The organism is Flavivirga abyssicola, from assembly GCF_030540775.2.
Lineage (GTDB): Bacteria > Bacteroidota > Bacteroidia > Flavobacteriales > Flavobacteriaceae > Flavivirga > Flavivirga abyssicola.
On sequence record NZ_CP141266.1, the window covers coordinates 27,501 to 52,312 of the forward strand.

At 32.8% G+C, this 24,812-nt stretch carries 22 protein-coding genes and 1 tRNA gene (1 of these 23 only partly in view); 10 read left to right on the top strand and 13 right to left on the bottom strand.

The features are described 5' to 3' along the window. The 4 genes from thrS to rplT all read left to right on the top strand — a co-directional run. Nucleotides 1-1,917 carry the 3' portion of a threonine--tRNA ligase gene (thrS, locus tag Q4Q34_RS00130; RefSeq protein WP_303319085.1) on the top strand. It extends 18 nt beyond the left edge of the window, so only the last 1,917 of its 1,935 coding nucleotides appear in the window; its start codon lies off the left edge, out of view; its stop codon occupies nt 1,915-1,917. Between the two features lie 69 nt (nt 1,918-1,986). Further along, nucleotides 1,987-2,496, top strand: coding sequence for a translation initiation factor IF-3 (gene infC, locus Q4Q34_RS00135; RefSeq protein ID WP_303319086.1), 510 nt, complete (start codon nt 1,987-1,989; stop codon nt 2,494-2,496). Between the two features lie 84 nt (nt 2,497-2,580). Beyond that, entirely contained in the window at nt 2,581-2,778 is a 198-nt protein-coding gene (rpmI, locus tag Q4Q34_RS00140; RefSeq protein WP_019388182.1) for a 50S ribosomal protein L35, read from the top strand. Between the two features lie 144 nt (nt 2,779-2,922). Continuing rightward, nucleotides 2,923-3,267 (top strand): 50S ribosomal protein L20, encoded by a 345-nt coding sequence (gene rplT / locus Q4Q34_RS00145; RefSeq protein ID WP_109308747.1) that lies wholly within the window; start codon nt 2,923-2,925, stop codon nt 3,265-3,267. A 103-nt stretch (nt 3,268-3,370) separates the two neighbouring features. Here the strand turns inward: rplT and Q4Q34_RS00150 are convergent, their stop codons facing one another. Then, nucleotides 3,371-3,793, bottom strand: coding sequence for a secondary thiamine-phosphate synthase enzyme YjbQ (locus tag Q4Q34_RS00150; RefSeq protein ID WP_303319084.1), 423 nt, complete (start codon nt 3,791-3,793; stop codon nt 3,371-3,373). A gap of 127 nt (nt 3,794-3,920) precedes the next feature. Here Q4Q34_RS00150 and Q4Q34_RS00155 point away from each other — a divergent pair, with 127 nt between their 5' ends. Continuing rightward, nucleotides 3,921-4,364 (top strand): hypothetical protein, encoded by a 444-nt coding sequence (locus Q4Q34_RS00155; RefSeq protein WP_303319083.1) that lies wholly within the window; start codon nt 3,921-3,923, stop codon nt 4,362-4,364. A 3-nt stretch (nt 4,365-4,367) separates the two neighbouring features. Here Q4Q34_RS00155 and Q4Q34_RS00160 read toward each other — a convergent pair whose 3' ends face one another. From Q4Q34_RS00160 to tgt, 6 genes are all read right to left on the bottom strand, one after another. Continuing rightward, the gene (locus Q4Q34_RS00160) at nt 4,368-5,627 is read right to left on the bottom strand and encodes an asparagine synthetase B (protein ID WP_303319082.1); all 1,260 of its coding nucleotides are present in this window, start codon (nt 5,625-5,627) and stop codon (nt 4,368-4,370) included. Between the two features lie 492 nt (nt 5,628-6,119). Further along, nucleotides 6,120-7,661 (bottom strand): replicative DNA helicase, encoded by a 1,542-nt coding sequence (gene dnaB, locus Q4Q34_RS00165; protein WP_303319081.1) that lies wholly within the window; start codon nt 7,659-7,661, stop codon nt 6,120-6,122. A 168-nt stretch (nt 7,662-7,829) separates the two neighbouring features. Further along, nucleotides 7,830-8,783: an acetyl-CoA carboxylase carboxyltransferase subunit alpha gene (locus Q4Q34_RS00170; protein ID WP_303319080.1), complete on the bottom strand. Its 954-nt coding sequence runs from the start codon at nt 8,781-8,783 to the stop codon at nt 7,830-7,832. 70 nt (nt 8,784-8,853) lie between these two features. Beyond that, nucleotides 8,854-9,750, bottom strand: coding sequence for a DMT family transporter (locus tag Q4Q34_RS00175; RefSeq protein WP_303319079.1), 897 nt, complete (start codon nt 9,748-9,750; stop codon nt 8,854-8,856). Next, nucleotides 9,737-10,813, bottom strand: coding sequence for an LptF/LptG family permease (locus Q4Q34_RS00180; RefSeq protein WP_303319078.1), 1,077 nt, complete (start codon nt 10,811-10,813; stop codon nt 9,737-9,739). The genes Q4Q34_RS00175 and Q4Q34_RS00180 overlap by 14 nt, the downstream gene beginning before the upstream one ends. Before the next feature lie 5 nt (nt 10,814-10,818). Next, complete coding sequence (gene tgt, locus Q4Q34_RS00185; RefSeq protein ID WP_303319077.1) at nt 10,819-11,949, bottom strand: tRNA guanosine(34) transglycosylase Tgt; 1,131 nt, start codon at nt 11,947-11,949, stop codon at nt 10,819-10,821. A gap of 212 nt (nt 11,950-12,161) precedes the next feature. Between tgt and Q4Q34_RS00190 the strand changes: the two genes are divergently transcribed. Further along, nucleotides 12,162-12,806, top strand: a complete 645-nt coding sequence (locus Q4Q34_RS00190; protein WP_303319076.1) for an outer membrane beta-barrel protein — start codon at nt 12,162-12,164, stop codon at nt 12,804-12,806. A 62-nt stretch (nt 12,807-12,868) separates the two neighbouring features. Here Q4Q34_RS00190 and Q4Q34_RS00195 read toward each other — a convergent pair whose 3' ends face one another. Beyond that, nucleotides 12,869-13,921: an FKBP-type peptidyl-prolyl cis-trans isomerase gene (locus tag Q4Q34_RS00195; RefSeq protein ID WP_303319075.1), complete on the bottom strand. Its 1,053-nt coding sequence runs from the start codon at nt 13,919-13,921 to the stop codon at nt 12,869-12,871. Between the two features lie 190 nt (nt 13,922-14,111). On the opposite strand from Q4Q34_RS00195, the gene Q4Q34_RS00200 reads away from it, so the two are divergent. Further along, on the top strand, nt 14,112-14,495 hold the full coding sequence (locus Q4Q34_RS00200; protein ID WP_303319074.1) for an RNA-binding S4 domain-containing protein: 384 nt from the start codon (nt 14,112-14,114) through the stop codon (nt 14,493-14,495). A 108-nt stretch (nt 14,496-14,603) separates the two neighbouring features. Further along, nucleotides 14,604-15,107 (top strand): phosphoribosyltransferase domain-containing protein, encoded by a 504-nt coding sequence (locus Q4Q34_RS00205; protein ID WP_303319073.1) that lies wholly within the window; start codon nt 14,604-14,606, stop codon nt 15,105-15,107. Here Q4Q34_RS00205 and Q4Q34_RS00210 read toward each other — a convergent pair. Next, nucleotides 15,099-15,620: a shikimate kinase gene (locus Q4Q34_RS00210; protein ID WP_303319072.1), complete on the bottom strand. Its 522-nt coding sequence runs from the start codon at nt 15,618-15,620 to the stop codon at nt 15,099-15,101. The genes Q4Q34_RS00205 and Q4Q34_RS00210 overlap by 9 nt on opposite strands. A 149-nt stretch (nt 15,621-15,769) precedes the next feature. Between Q4Q34_RS00210 and Q4Q34_RS00215 the strand changes: the two genes are divergently transcribed. Both Q4Q34_RS00215 and Q4Q34_RS00220 read left to right on the top strand, forming a co-directional pair. After that, nucleotides 15,770-15,842 (top strand) — tRNA-Lys (locus tag Q4Q34_RS00215). Nucleotides 15,843-16,005: 163 nt separating this feature from the next. Continuing rightward, nucleotides 16,006-17,526 (top strand): sulfatase, encoded by a 1,521-nt coding sequence (locus tag Q4Q34_RS00220; protein ID WP_303319071.1) that lies wholly within the window; start codon nt 16,006-16,008, stop codon nt 17,524-17,526. Here the strand turns inward: Q4Q34_RS00220 and Q4Q34_RS00225 are convergent, their stop codons facing one another. Genes Q4Q34_RS00225 through Q4Q34_RS00240 form a run of 4 tightly spaced genes read right to left on the bottom strand, consistent with a single transcriptional unit; the run spans nt 17,527 to nt 24,697 of the window. Further along, nucleotides 17,527-18,867, bottom strand: a complete 1,341-nt coding sequence (locus tag Q4Q34_RS00225; protein WP_303319070.1) for a hypothetical protein — start codon at nt 18,865-18,867, stop codon at nt 17,527-17,529. 16 nt (nt 18,868-18,883) lie between these two features. Continuing rightward, nucleotides 18,884-20,956: a glycoside hydrolase family 2 protein gene (locus Q4Q34_RS00230; RefSeq protein ID WP_303319069.1), complete on the bottom strand. Its 2,073-nt coding sequence runs from the start codon at nt 20,954-20,956 to the stop codon at nt 18,884-18,886. 53 nt (nt 20,957-21,009) lie between these two features. After that, nucleotides 21,010-21,702 (bottom strand): hypothetical protein, encoded by a 693-nt coding sequence (locus tag Q4Q34_RS00235; protein ID WP_303319068.1) that lies wholly within the window; start codon nt 21,700-21,702, stop codon nt 21,010-21,012. A 4-nt stretch (nt 21,703-21,706) separates the two neighbouring features. Beyond that, on the bottom strand, nt 21,707-24,697 hold the full coding sequence (locus tag Q4Q34_RS00240; protein ID WP_303319067.1) for a beta-galactosidase: 2,991 nt from the start codon (nt 24,695-24,697) through the stop codon (nt 21,707-21,709). Nucleotides 24,698-24,812: the final 115 nt, after the last annotated feature.

A 24,812-nucleotide genomic window follows, 5' to 3' on the forward strand; every position in this document is an offset into this window, starting at 1 on the left:
CCCGATGGAAGTGTAAAGCAATTTGAAAAAAATGCTACACCTATGGATGTTGCTAAAAGCATTAGTGAAGGATTTGCTAGGAATGTGATTTCGGCAAGTTTTAATGGTACAACAGTAGAAACCGTTACACCATTAACCACCAATGGTACTTTAGTTTTATATACCTGGAATAACGATGAGGGTAAAACTGCTTTTTGGCACTCTTCTGCGCATGTATTAGCACAAGCTATTGAGGAATTGTATTCTGGTGCAAAATTGACAATTGGTCCTGCTATTGAAAATGGGTTTTATTATGATGTAGATTTTGGTGAGCATGTTGTTTCTGAAAAAGACTTTAAAGCTATTGAAACTAAAATGTTGGAGATAGCCCGAGGTAAACATGATTTTAAAATGCGTTCTGCTACAAAAGCTGCGGCTTTAGAACTTTATAGTGATAATGAGTTTAAAACCGAGTTGATAGAAAATCTTGAGGACGGCACGATTACTTTTTGTGATCATTCTACTTTTACAGATTTGTGTCGAGGTGGACATATTCCTAATACTGGTATTATTAAAGCTGTAAAAATCTTGTCGGTTGCTGGAGCTTATTGGAGAGGTGATGAAAATAACCCGCAATTAACACGGGTGTATGGCATATCATTCCCAAAACAAAAAGAGCTTACTGCTCATTTAGAATTATTAGAAGAAGCAAAAAAGCGCGATCATAGAAAATTAGGCAAGGAATTAGAATTGTTTACATTCTCTAGAAAAGTTGGTCAAGGTTTACCATTGTGGTTACCAAAAGGAGCTGCTTTACGCGAACGTTTAGAGAACTTCTTGAAAGCTGCTCAAAAGAAAGCCGGTTACGAAATGGTAATTTCGCCACACATTGGCCAGAAAGAGCTATATGTTACCTCTGGTCATTATGCCAAATATGGTGAGGATAGTTTTCAACCCATACATACACCTAAAGAGGACGAAGAGTTTTTATTAAAACCTATGAACTGTCCACACCACTGTGAAATATACAATAGTGCGCAATGGAGTTATAAAGATTTACCTAAACGTTACGCGGAATTCGGAACGGTTTACAGATATGAACAAAGTGGTGAATTACATGGTTTAACAAGAGTTAGGGGGTTTACTCAAGATGATGCGCATTTATTTTGTACACCAGATCAATTAGATGAAGAATTTAAAAATGTTATAGATTTAGTTCTTTATGTTTTTGGTTCTTTAGGGTTTGAAAATTTTACTGCACAGGTTTCTGTAAGGGATCCAGAAAATCCAGACAAATATATTGGAGATGTTGAAAATTGGGAAAAAGCGGAGCAAGCTATTATTAGTGCTGCATCTGATAAAGGTTTAAATTATGTTATTGAAGAAGGGGAAGCTGCTTTTTATGGTCCTAAATTAGATTTTATGGTAAAGGATGCCTTGGGAAGACGTTGGCAACTGGGAACTATACAGGTAGATTATAATTTACCTGAGCGTTTTGATCTCACTTACAAAGGCAGTGATAATGAGCTTCATCGTCCGATTATGATACACCGTGCTCCTTTTGGAAGCATGGAACGTTTTATAGCTATTTTGTTAGAACATACAGCAGGTAATTTCCCGCTTTGGTTAATGCCAACCCAAGCTGTAATATTATCAATTAGCGAGAAATACGAAAAATACTCGGAAAAAGTTTTAAATTTGCTAGAAAATGACGAAATTCGCGCCCTTGTAGACCATAGAAATGAGACTATTGGGAAGAAGATTCGGGAATCCGAAATGCAGAAACACCCGTATATGATCATCATAGGGGAACAAGAAGAGAAAGAAAACAAAATAACTGTGCGTAAGCATGGTGGAGAGAATTTAGGAATGATTTCCATTGAAAGATTCTCTGAAATTATAAAAGAAGAAATAAATAAAACGTTAAAATCGTTCTAAAAATAAAGTTTAACTTAAAACCATAACGTCATAGCAATTCGAAGAAGAAATCAACCCAATAGAAGGGTTATACAAGAGGATAAACATAAAATAAACTCTAAGATTAGTGCTCCTAGCGTACGTCTTGTTGGAGACAACGTAGAAATTGGTGTTTATTCTACCAGAGATGCTTTAAAAATAGCTGATGAGCAAGGATTAGATCTTGTTGAGATTTCTCCAAATGCTGATCCTCCTGTTTGTAAGGTTATGGATTATAAAAAGTTTCTTTATGAGCAAAAGAAACGTGATAAGGCTTTAAAATCTAAAGCTACTAAAGTTATCATTAAAGAAATTCGTTTTGGTCCTCAAACAGATGACCACGATTATGAATTTAAAAAGAAACATGCTGAGAAATTTTTAAAAGAAGGTGCAAAACTTAAAGCCTTTGTATTTTTTAAAGGACGATCTATTATATTTAAAGAACAAGGTCAGATCTTATTACTGCGTTTAGCTCAGGATTTAGAAGAACTCGGTAAAGTAGAGCAAATGCCACGTTTAGAAGGTAAGCGTATGACCATGTTTATAGCTCCAAAAAAATAAACAGAATATATATTAAAAATATGATGCTGAAACGAGTTCAGCACTAAAGTAATTAAGCGAGATAATTAAAACTAGGAAAAGAAAATGCCTAAAATGAAAACAAAATCTAGTGCCAAGAAACGTTTTAAGTTAACGGGTACTGGAAAGATTAAAAGAAAGCACGCTTTTAAAAGTCACATCTTAACAAAGAAGTCTAAAAAGCGTAAACTTGCTCTGACTCATGATACATTAGTACATAAGGCAGACGAGGACAATATTAAAACGATGTTACGTTTAAAGTAATACTGTTTTAATCGGTTAAACAAATTTATAAACCCTGGAGTTAGGCTTATTGATTAACTATTGTAGATTTTAAATTTACGAATTAAGAAATAAAAAGTTCCCGAAACAAGTTCGGGACGCCTACTACAAAAAACAATTAAAATTATGCCAAGATCAGTAAATTCTGTAGCAAAAAGAGCCAGAAGAAAAAAGGTTCTTAAACAAGCAAAAGGTTACTTTGGAAGACGTAAAAACGTTTGGACAGTAGCAAAAAATGCGGTTGATAAAGCGATGCAATACTCGTATAGAGACCGTAGAAACAAAAAGAGAACATTCCGTGCTTTATGGATTACGCGTATTAACGCAGGAGCCAGAGAACATGGTTTATCTTATTCTCAATTTATGGGGAAATTAAAAGCTAATGATATTGAATTAAACCGTAAGGTTTTAGCAGATTTAGCTATGAATAACCCTGAGGCTTTTAAAGCTGTTATAGAGAAAGTAAAATAAGGCGTTTTCGCCTATTGTAAAACATATTATTCGCTTAATAAAAAATCCGATTCTTAATTGAATTGGATTTTTTTTGTTTTTAGCGGTTCGGATACTGTCATCTTTATACTCCAAAAGCTGTGATAACAATGTTTCTTGAGCCTCCATAATCTCTATGTTCACATAAATAAATACCTTGCCAAATTCCTAAATTTAATTGCCCCTTTGTAATAGGTATATTAACCGACGCTCCAAGTAATGATGTCTTAATATGTGCCGGCATATCATCAGGCCCTTCATAGGTATGTTTATAATAAGCTGCGTTTTCGGGAACCATGACATTAAAATGGGATTCAAAATCTGTTCTCACAGTAGCATCTGCATTTTCATTTATAGTTAAACTGGCTGATGTATGTTTAATAAATACTTGTAATTGTCCAATGCTTATTTGCCCTATTTCTGGAATAGCATCTAGAATACTATTGGTAATTAAATGAAACCCTCTTGAACTAGGCTGTAATTTTATTTCCTTCTGAAAAAATTTCATAGTAATTAATGTTTACGCTTAACTTTAGCCAAATTATATATTATCATGCTTTTATTAAAATTCTAACGCAACCATTTTATTTTTTTTACATCTATATATATGGGTAAATCCTATAAATTAAAAAATTATGAAAAAGTATTTTGCAACCATAATATTTAGTCTGTTATTATTAACTGCTTGTTCTGTAAAAAATGATATTAATATTCCTGAACCTCAAACTGTAATTGCACATTGGAATTTGGTTAGGACCACAGGTGGTTTAGCAGGTGTTGATGACTCTTTTCCTTTAGAAACTGTAGTATGGACTTTTAATGAAGTAGACTTTGAAATTGAAATTGAGAACAATAATACTGATGATACGAAACAAGATGCTCTAGATTCAGGAACTTATGCTTATTCTGTAACAGAAGCTAATGGAGATACTTTTCTTAGCATTGATGGTGTTGAATTTGGTTCGTTTACAATTTCTTCGGCAGCTGTGCTTACCATAGATCAAAATAACCTATCTGATGGCAGCGGTGCAGACGGCTTTATATACACATTTGAAAGAACTCTTGAAATCATTGAATAACTTTTAAGTTTTCTGTTTCTTTTTTCTTGCAGCTGGAAATAATACATTATTTAAAATAAGTCTATACCCAGGAGATGTTGGATGCAAATCTAATTCTGTTTTTGCATCCCCTACTCTATGTTGGTAATCTTCGGGGTCATGTCCTCCGTAAAAAGTAAAGAAGCCTTTTCCTTTTATGCCATGAATATATTTGGCTTCACCATTCGATTTTGTTTCCCCCATTACTAATACATTCGATTTTATTTCATCTCTAGTAAAAGATGTCGTCTGTCCCATAAAACCTTTTACTAATGCTGTATGATTTTGACATAACATCGTTGGAATGGGATCCCATTTTGCAGAAAATTCCATTAATGAAAAATAATCTATTGTTTTAGGAACCCTGCGTTTACTGGTCATATCTATTGAGGAAAACTCATATACTATAGGACTTCGTTCTAAGGTGAAATTAGAAAATGCAAAGGTTTTATTATAATCGATTTTATTTTGGTAAGCCGGATCGCTTCCATCACCATCAAACATCGGTTCACAGATATCTACCCCTTCAGCAGATAAAGCAATATCAAAACTATCTGTAGCGCTGCACATAGCAAACATAAACCCGCCTCCAACAACATAGTCTCTAATCTTTAAAGCGACATCAGATTTTTCTTGAGATACTTTATTATACCCCAATTTTGCTGCTAATGCTTCTGCATCTTTCTTTTCTTGAATGTACCAAGAAGCAGCTCTATAAGCACCATAAAATTTACCATACTGCCCTGTAAAATCCTCATGATGTAAATGTAGCCAGTCAAAGAGTAACAAACCATCATTTAACACTTCTTCATCGTAAACCGTTTCATAAGGAATTTCAGCATATTTTAATACCATCGTTACTGCATCATCCCATGGTAGTTTTCCCTTTGGAGTATATACTGCTATTTTAGGCGCTTTTTCTAAAATGACTGCTTCCATATTTTTGCTAGGACTGCTTATCTCTTCTAAAATGCTTTCCACTTTAGAGTTTGAAATAACTTCGAAAGAAATCCCGCGAATTTGACACTCTCTCTGAATATCATCAGTATCTGGTAGTAAAAATGAACCGCCTCTGTAATTTAAAAGCCATTTTACTTTTAATTCCTTATTGAGTGTCCAATAGGTAATACCATATGCTTTAAGGTGATTTTTTTGACTTTCTGCATCCATGGGTATAAGAATGTAGGATGCATAGGTATGTAACCCAGCTAAAACAAATAGTAATGTAAAAAATATCTTTTTCAATGTGAAGCAAAACTTTATGTGATTTCTCAGTCGTTCCTTCTTCGAAATGACCTAAAAACTCTTATTATTTAAATTGAAAGATACTTAAATTTTCTTCCGATTAAAACGATTTAACATTTTGTTCGAACAATATTTTATAAAGAACTCACCTTGACTTTTTCTATTTCCTAAAAAATGGCTGAAATTCGCCCATATTTTGTTACTTTTTTTATGCTTAGCACTGCTATGCCTTGCAAAAAAGGCCTCATCTGAACAAATTTTATCTCATTTTCGGTTAAAAACAAAAAGTCAAGATGAGTTCAAAACTTATATCTCTCTTTCCAATGTAAATCTCCCATATTCTTTACCCTATAATAGGAGATAATGAGTATTAATTACTTTAAAACTATTTTCGTCTTTTCTATTTATCCATGTTTCAATTTCTTAAACGTATAGTAAATCAAAGGTTAAAGTAGAAGTATTCCTGCCCACGCAGGAATGACAGATTAATTTTTAAAATGGCACATCATTATCATCGTCATCATTAAACGAACTTCCGAAAGCTTGATCTGGGCTTGCTTTAAAGTTATCAGCTTTAAAAGTGTCATCATTCGCAGCTGCATTCATTTTAGAGTGAAACTCAAAAGGTGAATCAAAATCATCTAAATTATCAAACTTACCTAAGTGACCAAGGAACTTTAATCGTATGTTTTCTAAACCACCATTTCTATGTTTTGCTATAATAAACTCAGCTTGTCCTTCTGTTGGAGAACGTTCTTCATCATCCCATTCATCAATTTTATAATATTCTGGTCTATAAATAAATGATACAATATCGGCATCTTGCTCAATCGCACCAGATTCACGTAAATCTGATAATAACGGACGTTTGCTCCCACCACGTGTTTCAACGGCGCGAGATAACTGAGATAAGGCTATTACGGGCACCATTAATTCTTTAGCTAATGCCTTGAGGTTTCTAGAAATCATAGAAATTTCTTGCTCACGATTTCCTCCATGACTATTACCCCCAGTCATTAACTGTAAATAATCAATCATGATTAATTTTATACCATGTTGTGATGATAAACGACGTGCTTTCGCCCTTAAATCAAAAATTGAAAGTGATGGCGTATCATCAATAAAAAGAGGTGCTTTCTCTAAACCTTTTACTTTTACATTAAGTTGCTCCCACTCGTGTTTCTCAAGCTTACCTGTACGTAGTTTTTCAGAAGATAGGCCTGTTTCACTGGAAATTAAACGGGTAATTAACTGTACTGAAGCCATCTCTAAAGAAAAGAATGCTACCGGTATATTTTGATCTACAGCAATATTTCTTGCCATAGAAAGTGTTAAAGCTGTTTTACCCATACCTGGACGGGCTGCTACGATAATTAAATCAGATGGTTGCCAACCAGATGTTAGTTTATCTAATTTATTAAACCCTGTTGGTATACCACTAAGTCCTTCTTTATTCGAAATTTCTTCAATTTTCTTCTTAGCTTGAATAACTAAGTCCTGAGCTGTTTCACTCGATTTTTTAATATTTCCTTGGGTAACTTCGTATAATTTTGCTTCTGCTTTATCTAATAAATCGAAAACGTCTTTGGTTTCATCATAAGAGTCTTCTATAATTTCGTTAGAGATTTTAATCAAACTACGTTGAATAAACTTTTGCAAAATAATACGCGCATGAAACTCAATATGCGCAGAAGAAGATACTTTTTGTGTTAAAGAAATAAGGTAAAAATCGCCACCAGCAAGTTCTAGCTTTGAGCTTTTCTTTAATTGCGTGGAAACGGTTAATAAGTCTACAGGTTCACTGTTTTCAAACAACTGAAAAATAGCTTCAAAAATATATTGATGTGCTTCTTTGTAAAATGCTTCGGGGCTTAAAATATCGATCACTTCGTCAACCCCTTTTTTATCAATCATCATCGCTCCTAGTACAACTTCTTCTAAATCAAGTGCTTGCGGGGGAATTTTACCCTTTTCAAGGCTAATAATGGTGCTTTTATCTACTTTATATCCTTGAACTTGGTTAGGTTGCTTCATACTTACGAAAGTAATTAAAAAGAAAGATTTTTGAATCAAAAAATGAATTAGGATTACTCACTAGTCATTAACAATTTAACTGTTAACAACTTAAAAATATTGTTGATAAGCATAAAAAAATCCAAAACTTTAAGTTTTAGATTTTTTTATGTTATGGTTTTAAAAGGTTTACCCTTTATACACTCCCATATTTGCATATTTTTCCATACGCTGGGATATTAATTCTGTTGGTGATAAGTTTTTTAATGACTCATAAGATTTCACGATGGCATTGCTTACTGCTAAAAATGTTTTTTCACGATCTCTGTGTGCTCCTCCAAGTGGTTCTTTAATAACACCATCCACTACTTTTATCTTCATAGCATCAGTTGCAGTTAATTTTAAAGCTTCTGCTGCTTGTTCTTTATATTCCCAGCTACGCCATAGAATTGAGGAACAGTTTTCTGGTGATATTACAGAATACCAAGAGTTTTCTAACATTAATACGTTATCTCCAACACCTATGCCTAAAGCACCTCCAGATGCTCCTTCTCCAATTACTATGGTTATGATAGGCACTTTTAAACGTGTCATTTCTAAAATATTTCTAGCAATAGCTTCTCCTTGTCCTCGCTCTTCTGCTTCCAAACCAGGGTAAGCGCCAGGTGTGTCTATTAAAGTTACAACTGGAATTCCGAATTTTTCGGCAGACTTCATTAAACGTAATGCTTTACGATAGCCTTCTGGATTAGCCATTCCGAAATTTCTATATTGTCTGGTTTTTGTATTGTATCCTTTTTGTTGACCTATAAACATAAAACTTTGGTCACCAATTTTTCCCAAACCACCAATCATCGCTTTATCATCTTTTATATTACGATCTCCATGTAATTCTAAAAATGAATCACCACAAATAGCTTTTATATGGTCTAATGTATATGGTCTATTTGGATGACGAGATAATTGTACTCTTTGCCAAGGCGATAGGTTTTTATAAATATCTTTTTGGGCTTCTTTTAACTTCTTTTCAATTTGAGAACATGTTTCGGTAACATCTACTTCACTTTCTTCTCCAATCACTCTACACTTTTGTAGTTGATCTTCTAGCTCTTTTATAGGGAGTTCAAATTCTAAGTATTCCATAAGAATTTTGTTTTAGCTATTTAATTTATGGTTAGCGTACAAATATAAAAACTTTAATTTTCTTAAACTGTTAAGTATGCTTTCTTTTTAATTTTCTTGAGTTTTTTAAAACGCCATTTAAAATGACTGTCGCTATAATAACTATAGCTCCATAATAAAATGATGCACTCATCTTTTCTTTTTCCGGAAACAATATAATGGCCATAATAATACCATAAATAGGTTCTAGATTATATGTTAACACAACTGTATAGGGGCTGATTAATTTCATAACATAAACGGATGCAATAAAAGCATAAGCTGTACAAATAGATGCCAATATAAAGAGGTATCCAAAATCGGCGGTATTTAAATTGAAAAAATCTAAAGAGACCCCTTCACCAAAAAATAAAATATAAATAGAAATGAATATGACTCCACTAATAAACTCATAAAATGAAATAACTGTTGCTGTATGTTTTGTTAAAAATTTTCCGTTTAATACTGCAAATAGTGAAGAGAAAAATGCTGAAGAAATTCCAAGAAGAATCCCTGTTAGGTATTTTATTTCACTTTGCGTAATTATAAAGACGCCTATTATTACTATAATTCCAAAAAGAATTTCATACCAGATAATGGCTCGCTTGTAAATAATAGGTTCTATCAAAGAAGCAAAAAAGGCTCCTGTAGAAAACATAGCTAATGCTATGGATATATTAGCGGCATCTATCGCTCCAAAAAAAGTTATCCAATGCAATGCTATTATGATTCCTGCTATTGAAAGTCTGAGAAAAGATTTTAGTGTGATTTTTATTTTGACTTTGGCAATTTTAATGTAAATAAACATTAAAATAGAAGCCATCGCCATTCTATACCAAACTAAAGGAATTGCTTTTATTGTAATTAACTCACCAAGAATAGCGGTAAAACCTGCTATAAAAACTAAAAAATGTAAGTGTAAATAGTTTTTAATTTTAGCGTTTGGCATTGTATAGTAAATAAGCTGCTAAAATACCGAAAATGATATTAGGAAACCATACTGCAACTAGCGGTGGAAAATCTGACTGTTCTGCCATAACGCCAAAGATCTTATCGAAGAATACAAAAACCATAGCAATACAAATCCCGACGGCTAAATTAACTCCCATGCCTCCTCGTCTTTTTATTGAAGACACTGCCACGGCTATTATTGTTAAAATAAATACTGAAACAGGCAAACTCCATTTTCTGTATAAAACCAATTGAAAACGACCAACATTGGAAGATCCACGGGCTTCTTCTTTGGCTATAAATCGTTTTAAATCTCCATACATTTTTGTTTCGGCAGCATATATAACTGGAATCAAGTCATCTACATGAAAAGCAAAAAGAGTATCCTTTTTACTTATCTTTTCTATTTTATCTTCATCTATTCCAATATCTCTTCTAACATAATCCGTTAGTTGATATATGGTATCTTTTTCTATGTATTTTATTTTATTGGCAGTTATTCTGCAGGCAAGTTTGTTTCCTTCAAAATGTTCGAAAGTAAAATATCTTCCTTCCTGGTTTTTTAAATCAAAATCGCTTACATAAATAATATCGTTATCATTTATTTGCCTAAACACATTTTTGTTGTCTACGGCACTCCTACCCTTTTTTAAATATTTATAGCTAAAATTATTAAAGCCTTCACTTGCTTTGGGTGCTAAAAATAATCCTAAAATAATGGCTAGTACAGCAACTACAGAAGCGCCTATCATATAGGGTCTTAAAAAACGTGTAAATGAAACACCCGAACTTAAAAAAGCAATAACTTCTGTATTATTGGCAAGCTTGGATGTAAACCAAATAACTGATAGGAATAAAAATAATGGGAAAAGTAGGTGAGCGAAATAGATTGTAAAGTCTAAAAAATAAACCATGACTTCCCAAAAAGGGACTTCATTTTCTAATATTTTACCAATCTTTTCGGCAAGGTGTACTGTTATTCCAATAGGAACAAACAATAACAACATCATTAAAAATGTAAACAGATACCGTTTTAATATATACCAATCAAGAATTTTCATAAATACTATAAACGATTATCCATTTGTTTTACCATGTTGTCTTTCCATGTTTTAAAATCTCCTGCTAATATATGTTTTCTTGCTTCTCGAACCAACCATAAATAAAAACCTAAATTGTGTATGGTTGCTATTTGCTTACCTAGCAATTCGTTAACTGTGAATAAATGCCTCAGATAAGCTTTACTATATTCGGTATCTACAAATGTTATGCCCATATCGTCTATTGGCGAAAAATCGTCTGCCCATTTTAAATTTTTAATATTTATGGTACCATGTGCTGTAAATAACATACCATTTCTAGCATTTCTTGTGGGCATCACACAATCAAACATATCTACTCCTAACGCAATATTTTCTAAAATATTGATTGGTGTTCCTACTCCCATTAAATAACGCGGTTTTTCTTCTGGCAAAATAGCACAAACAACATCCGTCATGGCATACATTTCTTCTGCTGGTTCACCAACCGACAAACCTCCAATGGCATTACCAACTGCTCCAGAATTTGCAATATATTCTGCAGATTGCTTACGTAAATCTTTATAGGTACTTCCTTGTACAATTGGAAAAAATGCTTGGTTATATCCATATTTTAAAGGTGTCTTTTCTAAGTGATTGATACATCTATCTAACCAGCGATGCGTCATATGCATAGAACGTTTTGCATAGTTATAGTCACATGGGTAAGGCGTACACTCATCAAAAGCCATGATAATGTCTGCTCCAATAGTGCGTTGAATTTCCATGACATTCTCTGGTGTAAAGGTATGGTAGCTACCATCAATATGTGATTTAAACTTAACGCCTTCTTCTTTAATTTTTCTATTTGCAGATAAAGAATATACCTGATATCCTCCTGAATCTGTTAAAATATTTCTATCCCAATTCATAAACTTATGAAGTCCACCTGCCTTTTCTAGAATATCAGTTTGAGGTCGCAAATACAAATGATACGTGTTGCCTAAAATAATGTCGGGATTTATATCATCTTTTAACTCACGTTGATGCACTCCTTTTACAGTGGCAACTGTTCCAACGGGCATAAAAATAGGCGTTTCTATAACACCATGATCGGTAGTTATTTTACCTGCTCTTGCTTTACTCTGAGCGTCTTTCGCTTTTAATTCAAATTTCATCTCTGCAACATTATTAAGTTGGCAAACCTACATATTTTTTTAATTTTAAATTAGTTTTATCAAATTAATGTAGGTTCACTGATTCCAATTTATTGAAATAAAGATGGGATAAAGATAAATAACCAAAAATCTATAACAATAGTTGTAAAAAGAAAATAATATCCTTTTGGCAACGTTTTTGATATAATGAATCAAATCTAAAAACGAATATTATGAAAAGTTTAAAAAACTTTCACGAATACCTTAGAAGTAAAAGTGACGTGAGCAAAAATCTATTTTTTATTTTGGCAATTGCCTTAATCATTCCTACTACAACCATAGCACAGAGTCAAATGGTAACCGGTTTAGGAATTAAAGCTGGATTAAATTACAATGCTAATGGTGATTATGTTGAATCTATTAACACAAACGTAGATAATCCAGACAGAAATATCGGGTATCATATTGGTTTATTTGGAAAAATTGGAAACAATAGACTTTATTTCAAACCGGAGTTAGTTTATACTGCTACAAAAAGTGATTATAGTGACGATAGTTTTGAGATGCAAAAAATTGATGCTCCTTTATTAGTTGGTACAAGAATAATAGGACCTATTAGTATATTTGGTGGGCCATCTCTTCAATATATTTTAGACACTGAATTTGACGGTATTTCTATTAATAATATTGAAAATGATTTTTCTGTTGGTCTTAATTTTGGTGTTGGATTTACTCTTAAAAAAATAGGCATAGACTTACGTTATGAGAGGGGCTTTAGCAAAAATGAAGCTACTTTTTTGAATAATAACAATGTTAACATTAGTAGACTTGATACAAGACCAGATCAATTGATTTTAAGTTTATCTGTTATTTTATAAACTAAAAGTTTTATGACGAAAAAGAAGCAGCTCGATATATGATATGAGCCGCTTCTTTTTTATTAATTATTATAATTAATAGTTATATCTTCGTCTAAATGATCACCATTACCATTATTATCCGAATCTACGATCTTTAATGTTTTAATAGTAATCACTCCTCCATCATCAGATCTTTCTATTTCAAACTCATTTTTTTCATCGAGTAAAGGTTCTTCTTCTCCCAGATTTGTATTTACCGTATAAGTTATTCGTTCCAGTTCATTAATGGTTAAAACACCATCTCCATCATCGTCATTATCAAAATAATTTGGAACGTTATCGCCATCTGTATTATCGCCATCTTTTACATCGGCAGATGAATCTAATAAAAACTCACCGTCTCCGTTTAGGTCTTCTAAATAAGAAGGAATCCCATCATTATCATGGTCATTTTGCGACATTTGCAGCAATCCAAACTTAAAAATAATAGGAGAATATGCAGAAATTCCAGTTACTGCATTAGAAAAATAGGCTAAACCAGAAGGTAAAAACATAACGCCTATACCTTGATTTACAAAACTAACAGTTCCGTCATTATTTTCTATAAAATCTTCTGCTACATTAAATTCTGGAAGGACTTTTCTCCAACCTGGCACGAGGGTTGTTAAATCAAAATTCACAGGGTTTACAGCACTGTCAAAAATAGTATTACTTAAAGTCGTACCTTCATATGTTACTACGACATTATCTGCAAAAGTTGGTGATTCACTTCCTCCTCCTTGTTTTAATTTAAGTACATAATATTCGTAATCTGTATTTGCGAAATTCACCGTTAAGGTATCCAATTTTGTAGATTCTGAAAGCAATGTACCATCGGCAGGGGGTGTTGTTCCTTCTACAAGTTTAGTGATTTTTAAATCATTTATTGTTGGATTTGTAAGGGCTTCAAATTCACTTGAATTATAATAATGTGTAGCAAAATATTCCAACAGAGCAGCCTTATCTTCAATCTGTTGTTCATCCCTATCTCTATCTTCAACAGGAGCAGGTATGTCATTATTGTCATCTTTATTACAAGATAAAAAACATGTAGCTGAACATAATGCAATTAAAGCTATTTTTCTTAATTTCATATTTATTTTTATTTGCTTTTTGAACGACCTCAATTAGTAATGTGCCGTACATGGGTGAACATTCATTTAATTAGCTTTCATTTGAAATTTTAAGCCCAGAATGTTTCTTTATTGCCTATTTTTGGCGTGCAAGATACAATTTTAAAATAATTTTGCACAACAACATTAACGTAGTTTTTAGAATAATTGTATGCGAATTGATAAGTATTTATGGTGTATTAGATATTACAAAACAAGAACCCTAGCAACAACTGCTTGTAAAAAAGGCCAGGTACGTGTAAATCAGGAAATTGTTAAACCTAGTAGAGAAGTTTATCCTCTGGACACTATTGAGTTAAGAAAGAATCAAATAAACTATAAGCTTACTGTAAATGACATCCCCGAAAGCAGGGTTGGTGCTAAACTGGTTGATATTTATAGAACCGACATTACCCCTAAAGAACAATTTCAAGCTCAAGAACTTTTAAAGTATTCTAAAGATTATTATAGAAAAAAAGGTGTTGGTAGACCTACAAAAAAAGATAGAAGAGATATTGATGATTTTACTGATGAAGCATCCCTGACGGAAATTTAATCGAACTAAAAATGGCTTTTATAGATGTTATATCTGACCTTTGAAAAAAAATAAAATAAACAGATAAAAATGAGTAATTTTATCCTTTAATTTTTAGAATTAACAATTATGGCTGTTAAGAATAACATCATCCTTAATCATAACGAGATCAATCATAAAATTAGGCGTATTGCTTTTCAGATATATGAAAACAATGTGAATGAAAAAGAAGTCATTCTTGCTGGTATTGATAAGAATGGTTATGTATTTGCAAAAAAATTAAAAACGGTACTTCAAAAAATCTCTGATATACATCCTATTCTTTGTAAAGTTTCCATTGATAAAAAGAATCCCCACTCTGATATTGAAACCTCAATTTCGTCAGACGATTATAAAAATAAGTCTTTGGTACTTGTAGACGATGTTTTAAATTCTGGTACAACTTTGATTTACGGTGTAAGACACTTTTTAAATGTACCTCTTAAGCAATTTAAAACAGCCGTTTTGGTAAATAGGAATCATAAAAAATATCCTGTGAAAGCAGATTTTAAAGGTATTTCTTTATCTACTTCCTTACATGAACATGTTAATGTAGTTCTAGAGGGTAAAACTTTTGAAGCTGTTTTAGAATAGTTTTAAAACTAATTCTTCGATTAGATCTTCTTCTTTTTTATTATCGGTTGTTAAAATAATTTCAGATAAGTTATAAAACTGAGAACGCTCAAAAAGGTGTTTTCCGATAAACTCTGCCAGTAATTCATCTGTTTCAATGTGGGCTATTAGTGGACGTTTACTCTTTTCATTTTTCAACCTTGTTATCAGAGTAGGTATTGAAGCTTTTAAATAAACGCTCTTTATATTGGGTTTATTTATGAGTAAATCCATGTTATTACTGTAGCATGGGGTGCCTCCTCCTAATGATAAAATTAAATTCGTTTTATTATCTAAAAGTTCCTTTAGATAAAATGTTTCTTTCTTTCTAAAATAGATCTCTCCTTTAGATTTAAAAATATCACTTACTGATAATTGCTCTTTTTCTTCTATATAATCATCTAGGTCTATAAAATCATAGTTTAATTTCTTTCCTAAAATTCTTCCTAAAGTAGACTTCCCCGAAGCCATATACCCAATTAAAACTAAAATCATTTTCTCGCTATAAATTGATTATTAAAAACATACGTTTTAGTGATGCAAAAAAACAAAAAAATCTTTTAAAAAAGTATTGTTTTATTAATAAAACATTCTATATTTGCACCCGCTAACAACAAACAAAGCAATGTTAGTATTGAAATAATGACCTGGTAGCTCAGTTGGTAGAGCATCTCCCTTTTAAGGAGAGGGTCCTGGGTTCGAGCCCCAGCCCGGTCACTAGGAAAAGCCTGAAACTTTTGTTTTGGGCTTTTTTTATGATCTATTTTTAATTTATTCCTTTTCTATAATTTAGCGTCTCAAATACTTCTAATTAAGCTATAAATACGTTAACTTTATAGCTTAAAACATCATATTCTACAACATATTTCCTAAAATTCACATGACACGTATTAAAATAGTATTTAGTAGTTTATTTATGGGGCTGTTGCTTTTAAATTGTGGTAATTCAAATAGTCAATCTAAAACAACAAAACCTGATAATCTTAAAAGCAAACCAAATGTTTTATTTATTGCTGTTGATGATCTTCGGCCGTTTTTAGGCTGTTATGATGTAGGATTTGCTCAGACACCAGAAATAGATAAATTGGCTTCTGAAGGGCGGTTGTTTAAAAACCACTATGTACAAGTGGCCACTTGTGGTGCATCTAGATCGTCCATGTTGAGAAGTAGGTATCCCAGAACTAAAAATGAGCTTCATAATAAGGAAGCTTTTAATGCTATTCCTCGTGGAGCTTCTAATTTAGCCAGAACGATGCCTGAATTGTTTAGGAAAAATGGTTATGAAACTGTTTGTATTGGTAAAATTTCACATTCTGATGATGGCTGGAAGAGCAAAAATATTGAAAAGATTAATGAGAACCATGATTTACCAAATACCTGGGATAAAGTATTAACACCTTTAGGCAATTGGAAACGATCTTTGGTTGTAGCTTACCCTAATGGCAAAGATCGTGATGATGGTTCTGGCTATATGCCTTATTCATTATTTCCAGATATTAAAGATAATGAACTACCTGACGGGATGTTTGCAGAAACTGCTATAAACCAGCTCAAAACTCACAAAAAATCAGACAAACCCTTTTTTATGGCTTTAGGTTTTTTAAAACCGCATTTACCATTTGTTGCTCCAAAGACATATTATGATATTTATAAAAACGTAGAAATCCCTTCTAAAAATGCCATGCAAAGAGGGGAAACCAAAAAAGCTAACAAGAGTGCTGAATTCTATAAATACAAGACTAATCGTCCTTTTGAAAGACCTCAAGGTAAAGAAACATTATCTGAAAAAGATGCTCAAGACATTCGTAGAGCTTATATGGCTTGTGTAAGTTACACTGACACTCAAATTGGTAAAGTACTAAAGGCCCTCAAGGAAAATGGGCTTTCAGAAAATACTGTTGTGGTACTTTGGGGCGATCATGGTTGGCATCTTGGAGAGCATAATGTCTGGGGGAAGCACACGCCTCTAGAAAGCGCTCTACATAGCCCATTAATTATAAAAATACCTCAGCAACAAAAACGAGGCATAGCAACTAATGCTTTGGCAGCTTCAATTGATATTTATCCAACATTAATAGATGCATGTAATTTGCAAAATACGGCTACCTATCTCCCTTTGGAAGGCACATCTCTACTGCCTGTTATTAACAACCCTAATATTAAAGTTAGAGATGATGTGCTTAGTTTTTGGAGAGGTTCTGCGACGGTTGTAAACAACCAATACAGACTCATTGTGTCTGGCAATGCTCCTAAGTTTAATTATGAGTTATATGATCACAAAACAGATCCTGGCGAATTAAAAAATATTTCAGAAGAACATACAGCTGTTACCAATAAACTTATGGAATCATTAAAAAAGACTTACCCATCTGTTCTTGTAAAGCATAACAATTCTAATTAATTAGTTCTTTTTAAATATTTCATTTTTATCAACCGAAAGTTTAATTTCCTGCAAACACAAAGAGTAAGCACTCCCTACAGGTTTTGTTTGTTTTAAAAAAGTCTTATTATTTCTTTTTTTCTCCAGCATATAATTTGCAGAATAGCATAACCACATTGTTTTGCCGTCTTCACTAATAAACTTTGAAGGGATGTTTACAAAGTAGGCCTGGGGACCAAAATTCTCCATATAAGTTACTATATTCCATGGTCCTGTAATATTCGTCGATTCTAAGACATAAGTGTCATATTTTTTTCGAGTGGTCGTACCTTTATGTCCATTGGTAATACACATTAAATACTTATTTAGTGGCTTTACATAAGTCATGGTTACAATACCACAATAGTTATTCCACTCAAATACTGGCTTTATTTCTGAAAAATTTTTAGTCCATTTTTCACTTCCATCATTATTAAAACCACAAAAGTATTCGTACTTAGATCTGTTATTCATATTTTCAATAGAAGGTGTAACTCTAGCCATAAAAACAGCATCAGCTGAATTCCATGAATTATTAGATACTCGAGGTTTAGAATCTAGATTTAGAGATCCATGTCCAATTAAATATGCTTTTCCATCTGGAGAATGTTGCATGTTTTTACCAAAATCAACAAAATGAGGAGCTCCCATTTTTATAAAAGGTCCCTGTTTACCGGCTTCCAAATCTAATTCGTTTCTTGAATGTTCAGGGAACAATGGTTTACTTGGGGTATGTTTTGATTCTACCCAAGTTTTTCCATTATCAACAGAATGCCTAAACCCAACTAACGGCCCTTGAACATACCATCCATAGTTTTTTGCAATTTCTGGTTTTGGTTGATCTATAGTATAAGATCCGTAATACCAAACACCATTATACCATAAACTTCCACAAGGGTATCGTCCTTGATAAGGTAATGCTGAAGATTCAAATATTTTATAATCCTCTATCTCTAAATGCATGGGGTTATTCCCAACAATTTTTGCCTGTCCTCTTTTAGAGTTCCCTCCTGCTCCGGACCACACAAATTTCATATTACTTCCTATGGTACCGTCTGTCCAAGGTGAGTATAAATTACCATCTGATGCCCATGTAGGATACCAAGTATCTGCCTTGGTATAATTAGCAAATCTTTGTGTAAAAGCTAGGCTTTTTATTGATGAAGAATACGTTACAGGACAAGATTTAGGAAGCCTATCGTTCCATACCAAAAGTGAATCTTTAAAAGGAAGCTCTGTACTCTTAAAAGTCCAAATATCATTTTTAGTCTGTCCCCATAAAACTTGGGAAGTCATTAAAAGTAGTAAAACTATTTGTTTCATTTTTATGGAACTTTAGTTAATTCAAAGCTAAACCCGATTTTTTTAAAGTCCAAATAACACTATCTTCTAATTTCAAAGAATTTCCTTTTGAGATTACTTTAATACTATTATTTCCCTCTTTAAGTTGAATATCATTAAATACGATACTATTAATATCTGAAGTTAACTTTTGCGTTTTAATCTTCTTATCATTTACATATAAAGTCACTTTACTTAAGTTTGTATACACTTTTACAGACGTTTTTTCTTGAGTTCTATCTTTATGTCTTCTTTCGGCTATATATAAAACTGGTTTATCACTCCAATTCGCTTTGTAAAAATAAAAAGCATCCTTTTTTACTTTCCTGTCAAAAGTAATTAGCCCCTTATGGTTAAGGTTTCTTACTCCTCCACGATTCCATCCGGCAACAGAGAAATCGAACATATTCCAAACAAAAGAACTCCAAACAAATGGACGGTTTTTTATTATTTCCCAACTCTTCTCATGATATTCTGTTTGAAACTGCTCAGGGAAATACATGCCTTTGGGCTTCTCCAACTTATTTATATCTTGGTGTTGAATATTTCCTCCTGCACCATATTCACTAATGCTAATGGTTGTATTTGGAAATTTTTTATGGGATGAGTCTAGCCAATTTGAAAGCCCTTCAATAGCTGGCGTGTACCAGCCAAAATATTTATTCCATGCTTGCAAATCCGTAATTCCGCCCATAGTCGATACAATATCTCTATCACTAGCAGAGATGGTCAACCTGGTTTTATCTAATTCATGTGATAACTTCTTTAATTCTTTAGTTAAAACTACAGAAGGAGTCTTTTCTCCACTCCATGCACGTACTTCATTCCATAAGCCCCAAACAAATATGCTTGGATGATTATAGTTTTGTAAAATAAGTTCTTGTAATTGTTGTTTTGCATTACTTCCTTCTCTTCCGCTCCAATCATGAACAAATGGAATTTCTGCCCAAACTAAAATTCCTTTTTCGTCAGCCAGTTCATAGGTTTTATCAGAATGCTGGTAATGTGACAACCTTAAAACTGTAGCACCAATTTCATCAATAAGTTCCATATCTTCAACTAACTGCCCTTTATTCATGGCTGGACCAACGTCTTCTCGTTCTTGATGCTTACATACCCCATGCAAATTATAAGGTTCGTCATTTAAAATAAAACCTTTACTACTATCTATTTGGTATGTTTTTACACCAAATTTTTGAGTGATTTTATCAATAGTATTTCCACAAAACAACTGAACTTCTAAACTATATTGATATGGATTTAGTTTTCCATTCCAAAGTATAGGACGATCTAACTCCATATGGTTTGTGGCAATTAAATCTTTTCCAATCGTCTCAAACAACCTCTCGGCTTCACTCACAATCTCGCTTGCCTTATTTCTTATAATATATTTAATCTTGACTTCATTTAACGAAGATTGATTAGAAATATGGGTGCGTATTTCTAGCTTAGCTTTATTTGATTTTACCTCCGTAGCTTCAATAAAAACACCTGAAGATGCAAAATATGTTGGTGTTATATTGCATTTAGGTGTTGAAAACATTTGAACGGGCCTATAAATACCTCCATAATGATTGAACAAAGCATCGTCAACTGGAATCCGCTTAAAGCTAGGAGCGTTAGTTACATTTACAGCTAACACATTTTTTCCTTCAAATTTTATTTTATCAGTTACTTCAAAGCAAAATGCGGAATATCCGCCAACGTGCTTTCCTATTTTTTCACCATTTAAATAGACAATAGCTTCTTGACCTACACCTTCAAAGCGAATAAAAATACGCTCCTCTTTCATAGATTCTGGTACCTTAAGTATTGTTCTATACCATGCTTGTCCCTTGTAATACCCAATGCCTTTAATGGCATCCATGGAATAGCTATGTGGTACAATCACATCTTGCCAACTCAAATCACTTTTAGTCAATAGATGTCCTTGATTATCTATTCCTTTTGAAAATTTCCAGTGGTCTAATTTTACAAAACTTCTATCTTGTAAGGCGGGTATTTGAGCCGTTAAGCATATATAAGATAAAAAAATAGCTACTGTAACGACTCTTTTAAAAAAAATGTTCATCAATACTTTTTGGAGTTTAATTCAATTTGTTTAATAATAATAAAAATAAAAAATTACTGGGTAGAAAAACTCCAAACTTGACCTATAGTTTCACCTCCATTATTATCTTTCGCAATAACTTTCCAATAATAATCTGTTGAAGCATTTATATTTACGGTCAAACTATTTTCTTCTTGGTTATCTCCTTCTTTATTAACTGGTGGATTCTCTGTACCAAAGAAAACATCATAAGTTAAAGAATCATCATCTACATCATTAGCTTTCCAATTCAAATTAACTGTACTACCAGTTATAGTCGTATTCAAATCTGGTGATAAAAGTTCTGGTGCAAACGGTAAATGGTTTAAACCTCCATCTCCTTCAGTATAGAACTGATAAACAGAAGAGTAATCACTACTTAAGTTTTTACTATCTGTTGCTTTAACTCTCCAATAATAAGCAATTCCTTTATCTAAAGTTACTGTTTTATTGGTATTTGATACCGTAAAGGATTCATCTATAGCCGCAAATCCATTATCCTGCGAAATTTCCAACACATATGAAACCGAATCGCCATCAGGGTCTGAAGCAGCTTCCCACTGAAAATCCAAAACATTTGTAATGCACAATAAGTTATTTGTTGGATAAGTTAATGTTGACACCTTTGTTGGTGCTTGGTTTTCGGCCTGTTCACCCGAATCATCTCCTCCTCCTGAGCAAGAATATGTTAAAATGCCTGCGATTATTAAATATATTACATTCTTCATCAAACTAGTTTTTTATAATTTTAATATTGATAGGTTCATTTAATAATACTTTCGCAAAATAAATTCCAACTGGTTTATCTTTTAAATTTAAATGAACTTTACCTGATTCTATAGGATATACTTTTGAAGAGATTAACTGCGATTGAATATTATATACATTTACAGTTACCTGTTTTTCTTTAGTTGGTATCATATACTCCACCATTCCTTTTGTTGGATTAGGGAATGCTTTAATATGGCCCGAAAAATTAACGGTTTTAGTGAATGTCCCTTCACAAGACTTACTGGATTTTACTTGCATGACATCACCATGATTAACTTCTAAAGAGAAAGAATCAGAATACGTTTCATAAACCAATTCACCATTAACATCAACCGTAAAAGGCGCCGTTCCTTCTTCTATTTCAACCGAAATTTTGTTAGCATTATATGAAGATTTTCCTGTGATTTCTGATGATGATTCAACTTCTAACGTATAGCATTGACTAAAAGTGTTGCCTACAACAGAAATACACAAATCATAAGTTCCTGGAACAATATTTTCCAAGACCAGTTCTCTATTGAAACTTGTATTGGTACCGTTAAATGCAACTTCATAGTTTTGTTCTACATCTGCAACAATACTAATCTTTCCATTTTTTTTATCAGGGCAAGTTTCACCATTTACACCTATAGTAAATTGACTATCTTCAGCTGTTTTCTCTCTTACTTGCAAAAGCAAAACGTCTTCTGGATTCATTTCAAAATTAGCATCTAACTTTTCTCCTGTTAGAAGGTTCTCGCAAATTATGGCATTTGAAGCGCCTTTTAAACCAAGAGTTATTGATGCTTTGGTTTTTCCAATGTTAACTATAGATATAATTTCTTTATCATCTGAACTCGTATAAGCTCTCCACATACATCCTTTTAAACCTAAATCATTAGTTTCTGACAACGTAATATTTGGAAACCTTTGTTTTGTGTCGGCAACGTTTTTGGCTTTATTAGCAAAATCAGATACATCTGAAGCAGAAATAATCATGCCTCCACTGTTGGTGTTCAAAGTAGTACTTCGTGTTCTTCCGTACTCATCTTTTTTAAGACTCACGGCGTCTATAATAACGGTACCTCCTCCATCTAAATATTCTTGTAAAGCATTAAACTCCTCATCAGTAGCAAAATCAGTTTTATAAACTAGAATAGCATCCCAAAGCGAATTATTTTGCTTTCTAATAATATTTTCTGTGGCAAATCCAATAGAAAGACCATCAAAAAACAACGACTCATATAAATGAAACGTATCATCCATATTTCCGTCCTTATTGATTCCAGTTGTATTTGTATTAAATATTCTAATCGATTTTCTTACATTTTGAAGTGCGGCAATATGTTCAGAATGCGCATTCAAGTCAATAACAGTAGCCTCTAACGCATTAACTATTCTAGGCTGTTGATTATTTGATCCGGCATACCCGCTTCCTGCTTGAGATTTAATGGACAAATTACCATTTCCATCGTCTTGTCTAGCCCAAAGCCATGTTTGCACGACATTTAGTCCTTGAATATAAGCTAACCAATGAGCCATTCTAGCATAAGAAGGTTTTAGGTATAAATCTCTAAATCTGGTTGTTGAAAGAAAGTGTCCCTCTGAGTTAAAATTAATACTATTAGGGTTTACTGATTTGAAAAAATCATAAGACATACACATTTCTCTCCACTCAAAATTATAGCGTGACTCCCATTCTTGTTTTGGTCCCCACATATATGAATTATGAGAAGCTGCATCATTACCAATAATAGTACTAAGCTCTGTAAGTGCTTCAAAATCTAACCCATGGTCTCTTCTATTACCTGTCCACATACCAGGTATTAATTTAATATGCACTTTTGCTTCCGGGTCATGTTTATTTATTTCATCTTTCAAAAATTGATACCATTCAGTAACCCTATCCATGTTAAAGCGTTGCCAATCGTACCATTTAGGAGTACCTTTCAATGCTTTTTCAATAGGAATATCTATAGTTACGTCATTAAATGAAGGAAAACTTGTTCCCCACAACGTATTTAAGTTTGCTATAGAGGCATGTTTTGTTTGTAACCAAGATTTAAACTTTGTTATTGAATGCTCTGAGACAGGACCCGAAGCCCATACATCATTAGTTCCATCTTTTGTGGTGATAAAATGGGGTTCATTACAAAGCATATAACCTAAGTCTGTATATTTTTTGCCCTTCATTAAAGGTACTGTACCTTCCAAAAGAAAGCTTTGCATTTCACGTGCTCCAGGATTATCTATATCATAAGCTGTAAAGGTATCTTCACGCATTCTGAAACCTGGTCCATATTTTGTTTCTGCCCAACCCGGAACCCCTTTATGATTTAAAAAAATAAATCCAAAAGTACTATTAGTTTTACCGTTTATGTTATTCAGTAATGATGATCTAATTGACCCCGAATCATTAAACACATCTTGAGGTGTCATAAAAACACCATCTTTGTTTCCAAAAAAATCTGTTAGCTTTGGAATAGAAGGTTTCCAAGAATAATCATTCATAAAAACGGGTTTCCCTTGAAACAAAATTTGATTCCCACTAATAGAAACGTCGGCCCAATCTACTTTTGGACTTGGCTTTCTTTTAATTTCGCCACTAATCAATTTATTTGCTGTTGCAATGGCTTCATCTAACATTAAAATAACTTCACTTCGCTCAAAATCCGGAAGGTCATTTGCCAATGTAGCAGCATTACTTTTATAAATTGAGACTCTATCAAAATAGCCTGTATTAATTGTAATGTTATTTTCATCCCAATTGGCATATTCTAAAAACACCTGTGCAGTTCTTACTGTCATTTTCTCCTTCAAAACATCTATACCTTTAGTTTCTGCTTCATTAATTAAAGCCTCTAGTGCTGAAATTTTTTCCAAAGCGGTTTGTTCCAATTGAGCAAAACACGTATGTTGAATGCCCAATAAAACAACGAAAACAAATAAAAGTTTTTGTATTTTCTTTTTCATAGTATTTATTTAATTTTTAAGCTATTGATTTAAAATAAGAAAAATCAATAAATAATCTTTTTCACTTTTTATTACCTTATTTTAACTTAGAACTCATTTAGACTTTTTCAATTTG

What these genes read in the sequence shown, in the direction of transcription:
- rpmI (WP_019388182.1), top strand. Translation starts at nt 2,581, where the DNA reads ATGCCTAAAATGAAAACAAAATCTAGTGCCAAGAAACGTTTTAAGTTA.
- rplT (WP_109308747.1), top strand. Translation starts at nt 2,923, where the DNA reads ATGCCAAGATCAGTAAATTCTGTAGCAAAAAGAGCCAGAAGAAAAAAG.
- Q4Q34_RS00150 (WP_303319084.1), bottom strand. Translation starts at nt 3,793, where the DNA reads ATGAAATTTTTTCAGAAGGAAATAAAATTACAGCCTAGTTCAAGAGGG.
- Q4Q34_RS00155 (WP_303319083.1), top strand. Translation starts at nt 3,921, where the DNA reads ATGAAAAAGTATTTTGCAACCATAATATTTAGTCTGTTATTATTAACT.
- dnaB (WP_303319081.1), bottom strand. Translation starts at nt 7,661, where the DNA reads ATGAAGCAACCTAACCAAGTTCAAGGATATAAAGTAGATAAAAGCACC.
- Q4Q34_RS00170 (WP_303319080.1), bottom strand. Translation starts at nt 8,783, where the DNA reads ATGGAATACTTAGAATTTGAACTCCCTATAAAAGAGCTAGAAGATCAA.
- Q4Q34_RS00175 (WP_303319079.1), bottom strand. Translation starts at nt 9,750, where the DNA reads ATGCCAAACGCTAAAATTAAAAACTATTTACACTTACATTTTTTAGTT.
- Q4Q34_RS00180 (WP_303319078.1), bottom strand. Translation starts at nt 10,813, where the DNA reads ATGAAAATTCTTGATTGGTATATATTAAAACGGTATCTGTTTACATTT.
- tgt (WP_303319077.1), bottom strand. Translation starts at nt 11,949, where the DNA reads ATGAAATTTGAATTAAAAGCGAAAGACGCTCAGAGTAAAGCAAGAGCA.
- Q4Q34_RS00190 (WP_303319076.1), top strand. Translation starts at nt 12,162, where the DNA reads ATGAAAAGTTTAAAAAACTTTCACGAATACCTTAGAAGTAAAAGTGAC.
- Q4Q34_RS00195 (WP_303319075.1), bottom strand. Translation starts at nt 13,921, where the DNA reads ATGAAATTAAGAAAAATAGCTTTAATTGCATTATGTTCAGCTACATGT.
- Q4Q34_RS00200 (WP_303319074.1), top strand. Translation starts at nt 14,112, where the DNA reads ATGCGAATTGATAAGTATTTATGGTGTATTAGATATTACAAAACAAGA.
- Q4Q34_RS00205 (WP_303319073.1), top strand. Translation starts at nt 14,604, where the DNA reads ATGGCTGTTAAGAATAACATCATCCTTAATCATAACGAGATCAATCAT.
- Q4Q34_RS00210 (WP_303319072.1), bottom strand. Translation starts at nt 15,620, where the DNA reads ATGATTTTAGTTTTAATTGGGTATATGGCTTCGGGGAAGTCTACTTTA.
- Q4Q34_RS00220 (WP_303319071.1), top strand. Translation starts at nt 16,006, where the DNA reads ATGACACGTATTAAAATAGTATTTAGTAGTTTATTTATGGGGCTGTTG.
- Q4Q34_RS00225 (WP_303319070.1), bottom strand. Translation starts at nt 18,867, where the DNA reads ATGAAACAAATAGTTTTACTACTTTTAATGACTTCCCAAGTTTTATGG.
- Q4Q34_RS00230 (WP_303319069.1), bottom strand. Translation starts at nt 20,956, where the DNA reads ATGAACATTTTTTTTAAAAGAGTCGTTACAGTAGCTATTTTTTTATCT.
- Q4Q34_RS00235 (WP_303319068.1), bottom strand. Translation starts at nt 21,702, where the DNA reads ATGAAGAATGTAATATATTTAATAATCGCAGGCATTTTAACATATTCT.
- Q4Q34_RS00240 (WP_303319067.1), bottom strand. Translation starts at nt 24,697, where the DNA reads ATGAAAAAGAAAATACAAAAACTTTTATTTGTTTTCGTTGTTTTATTG.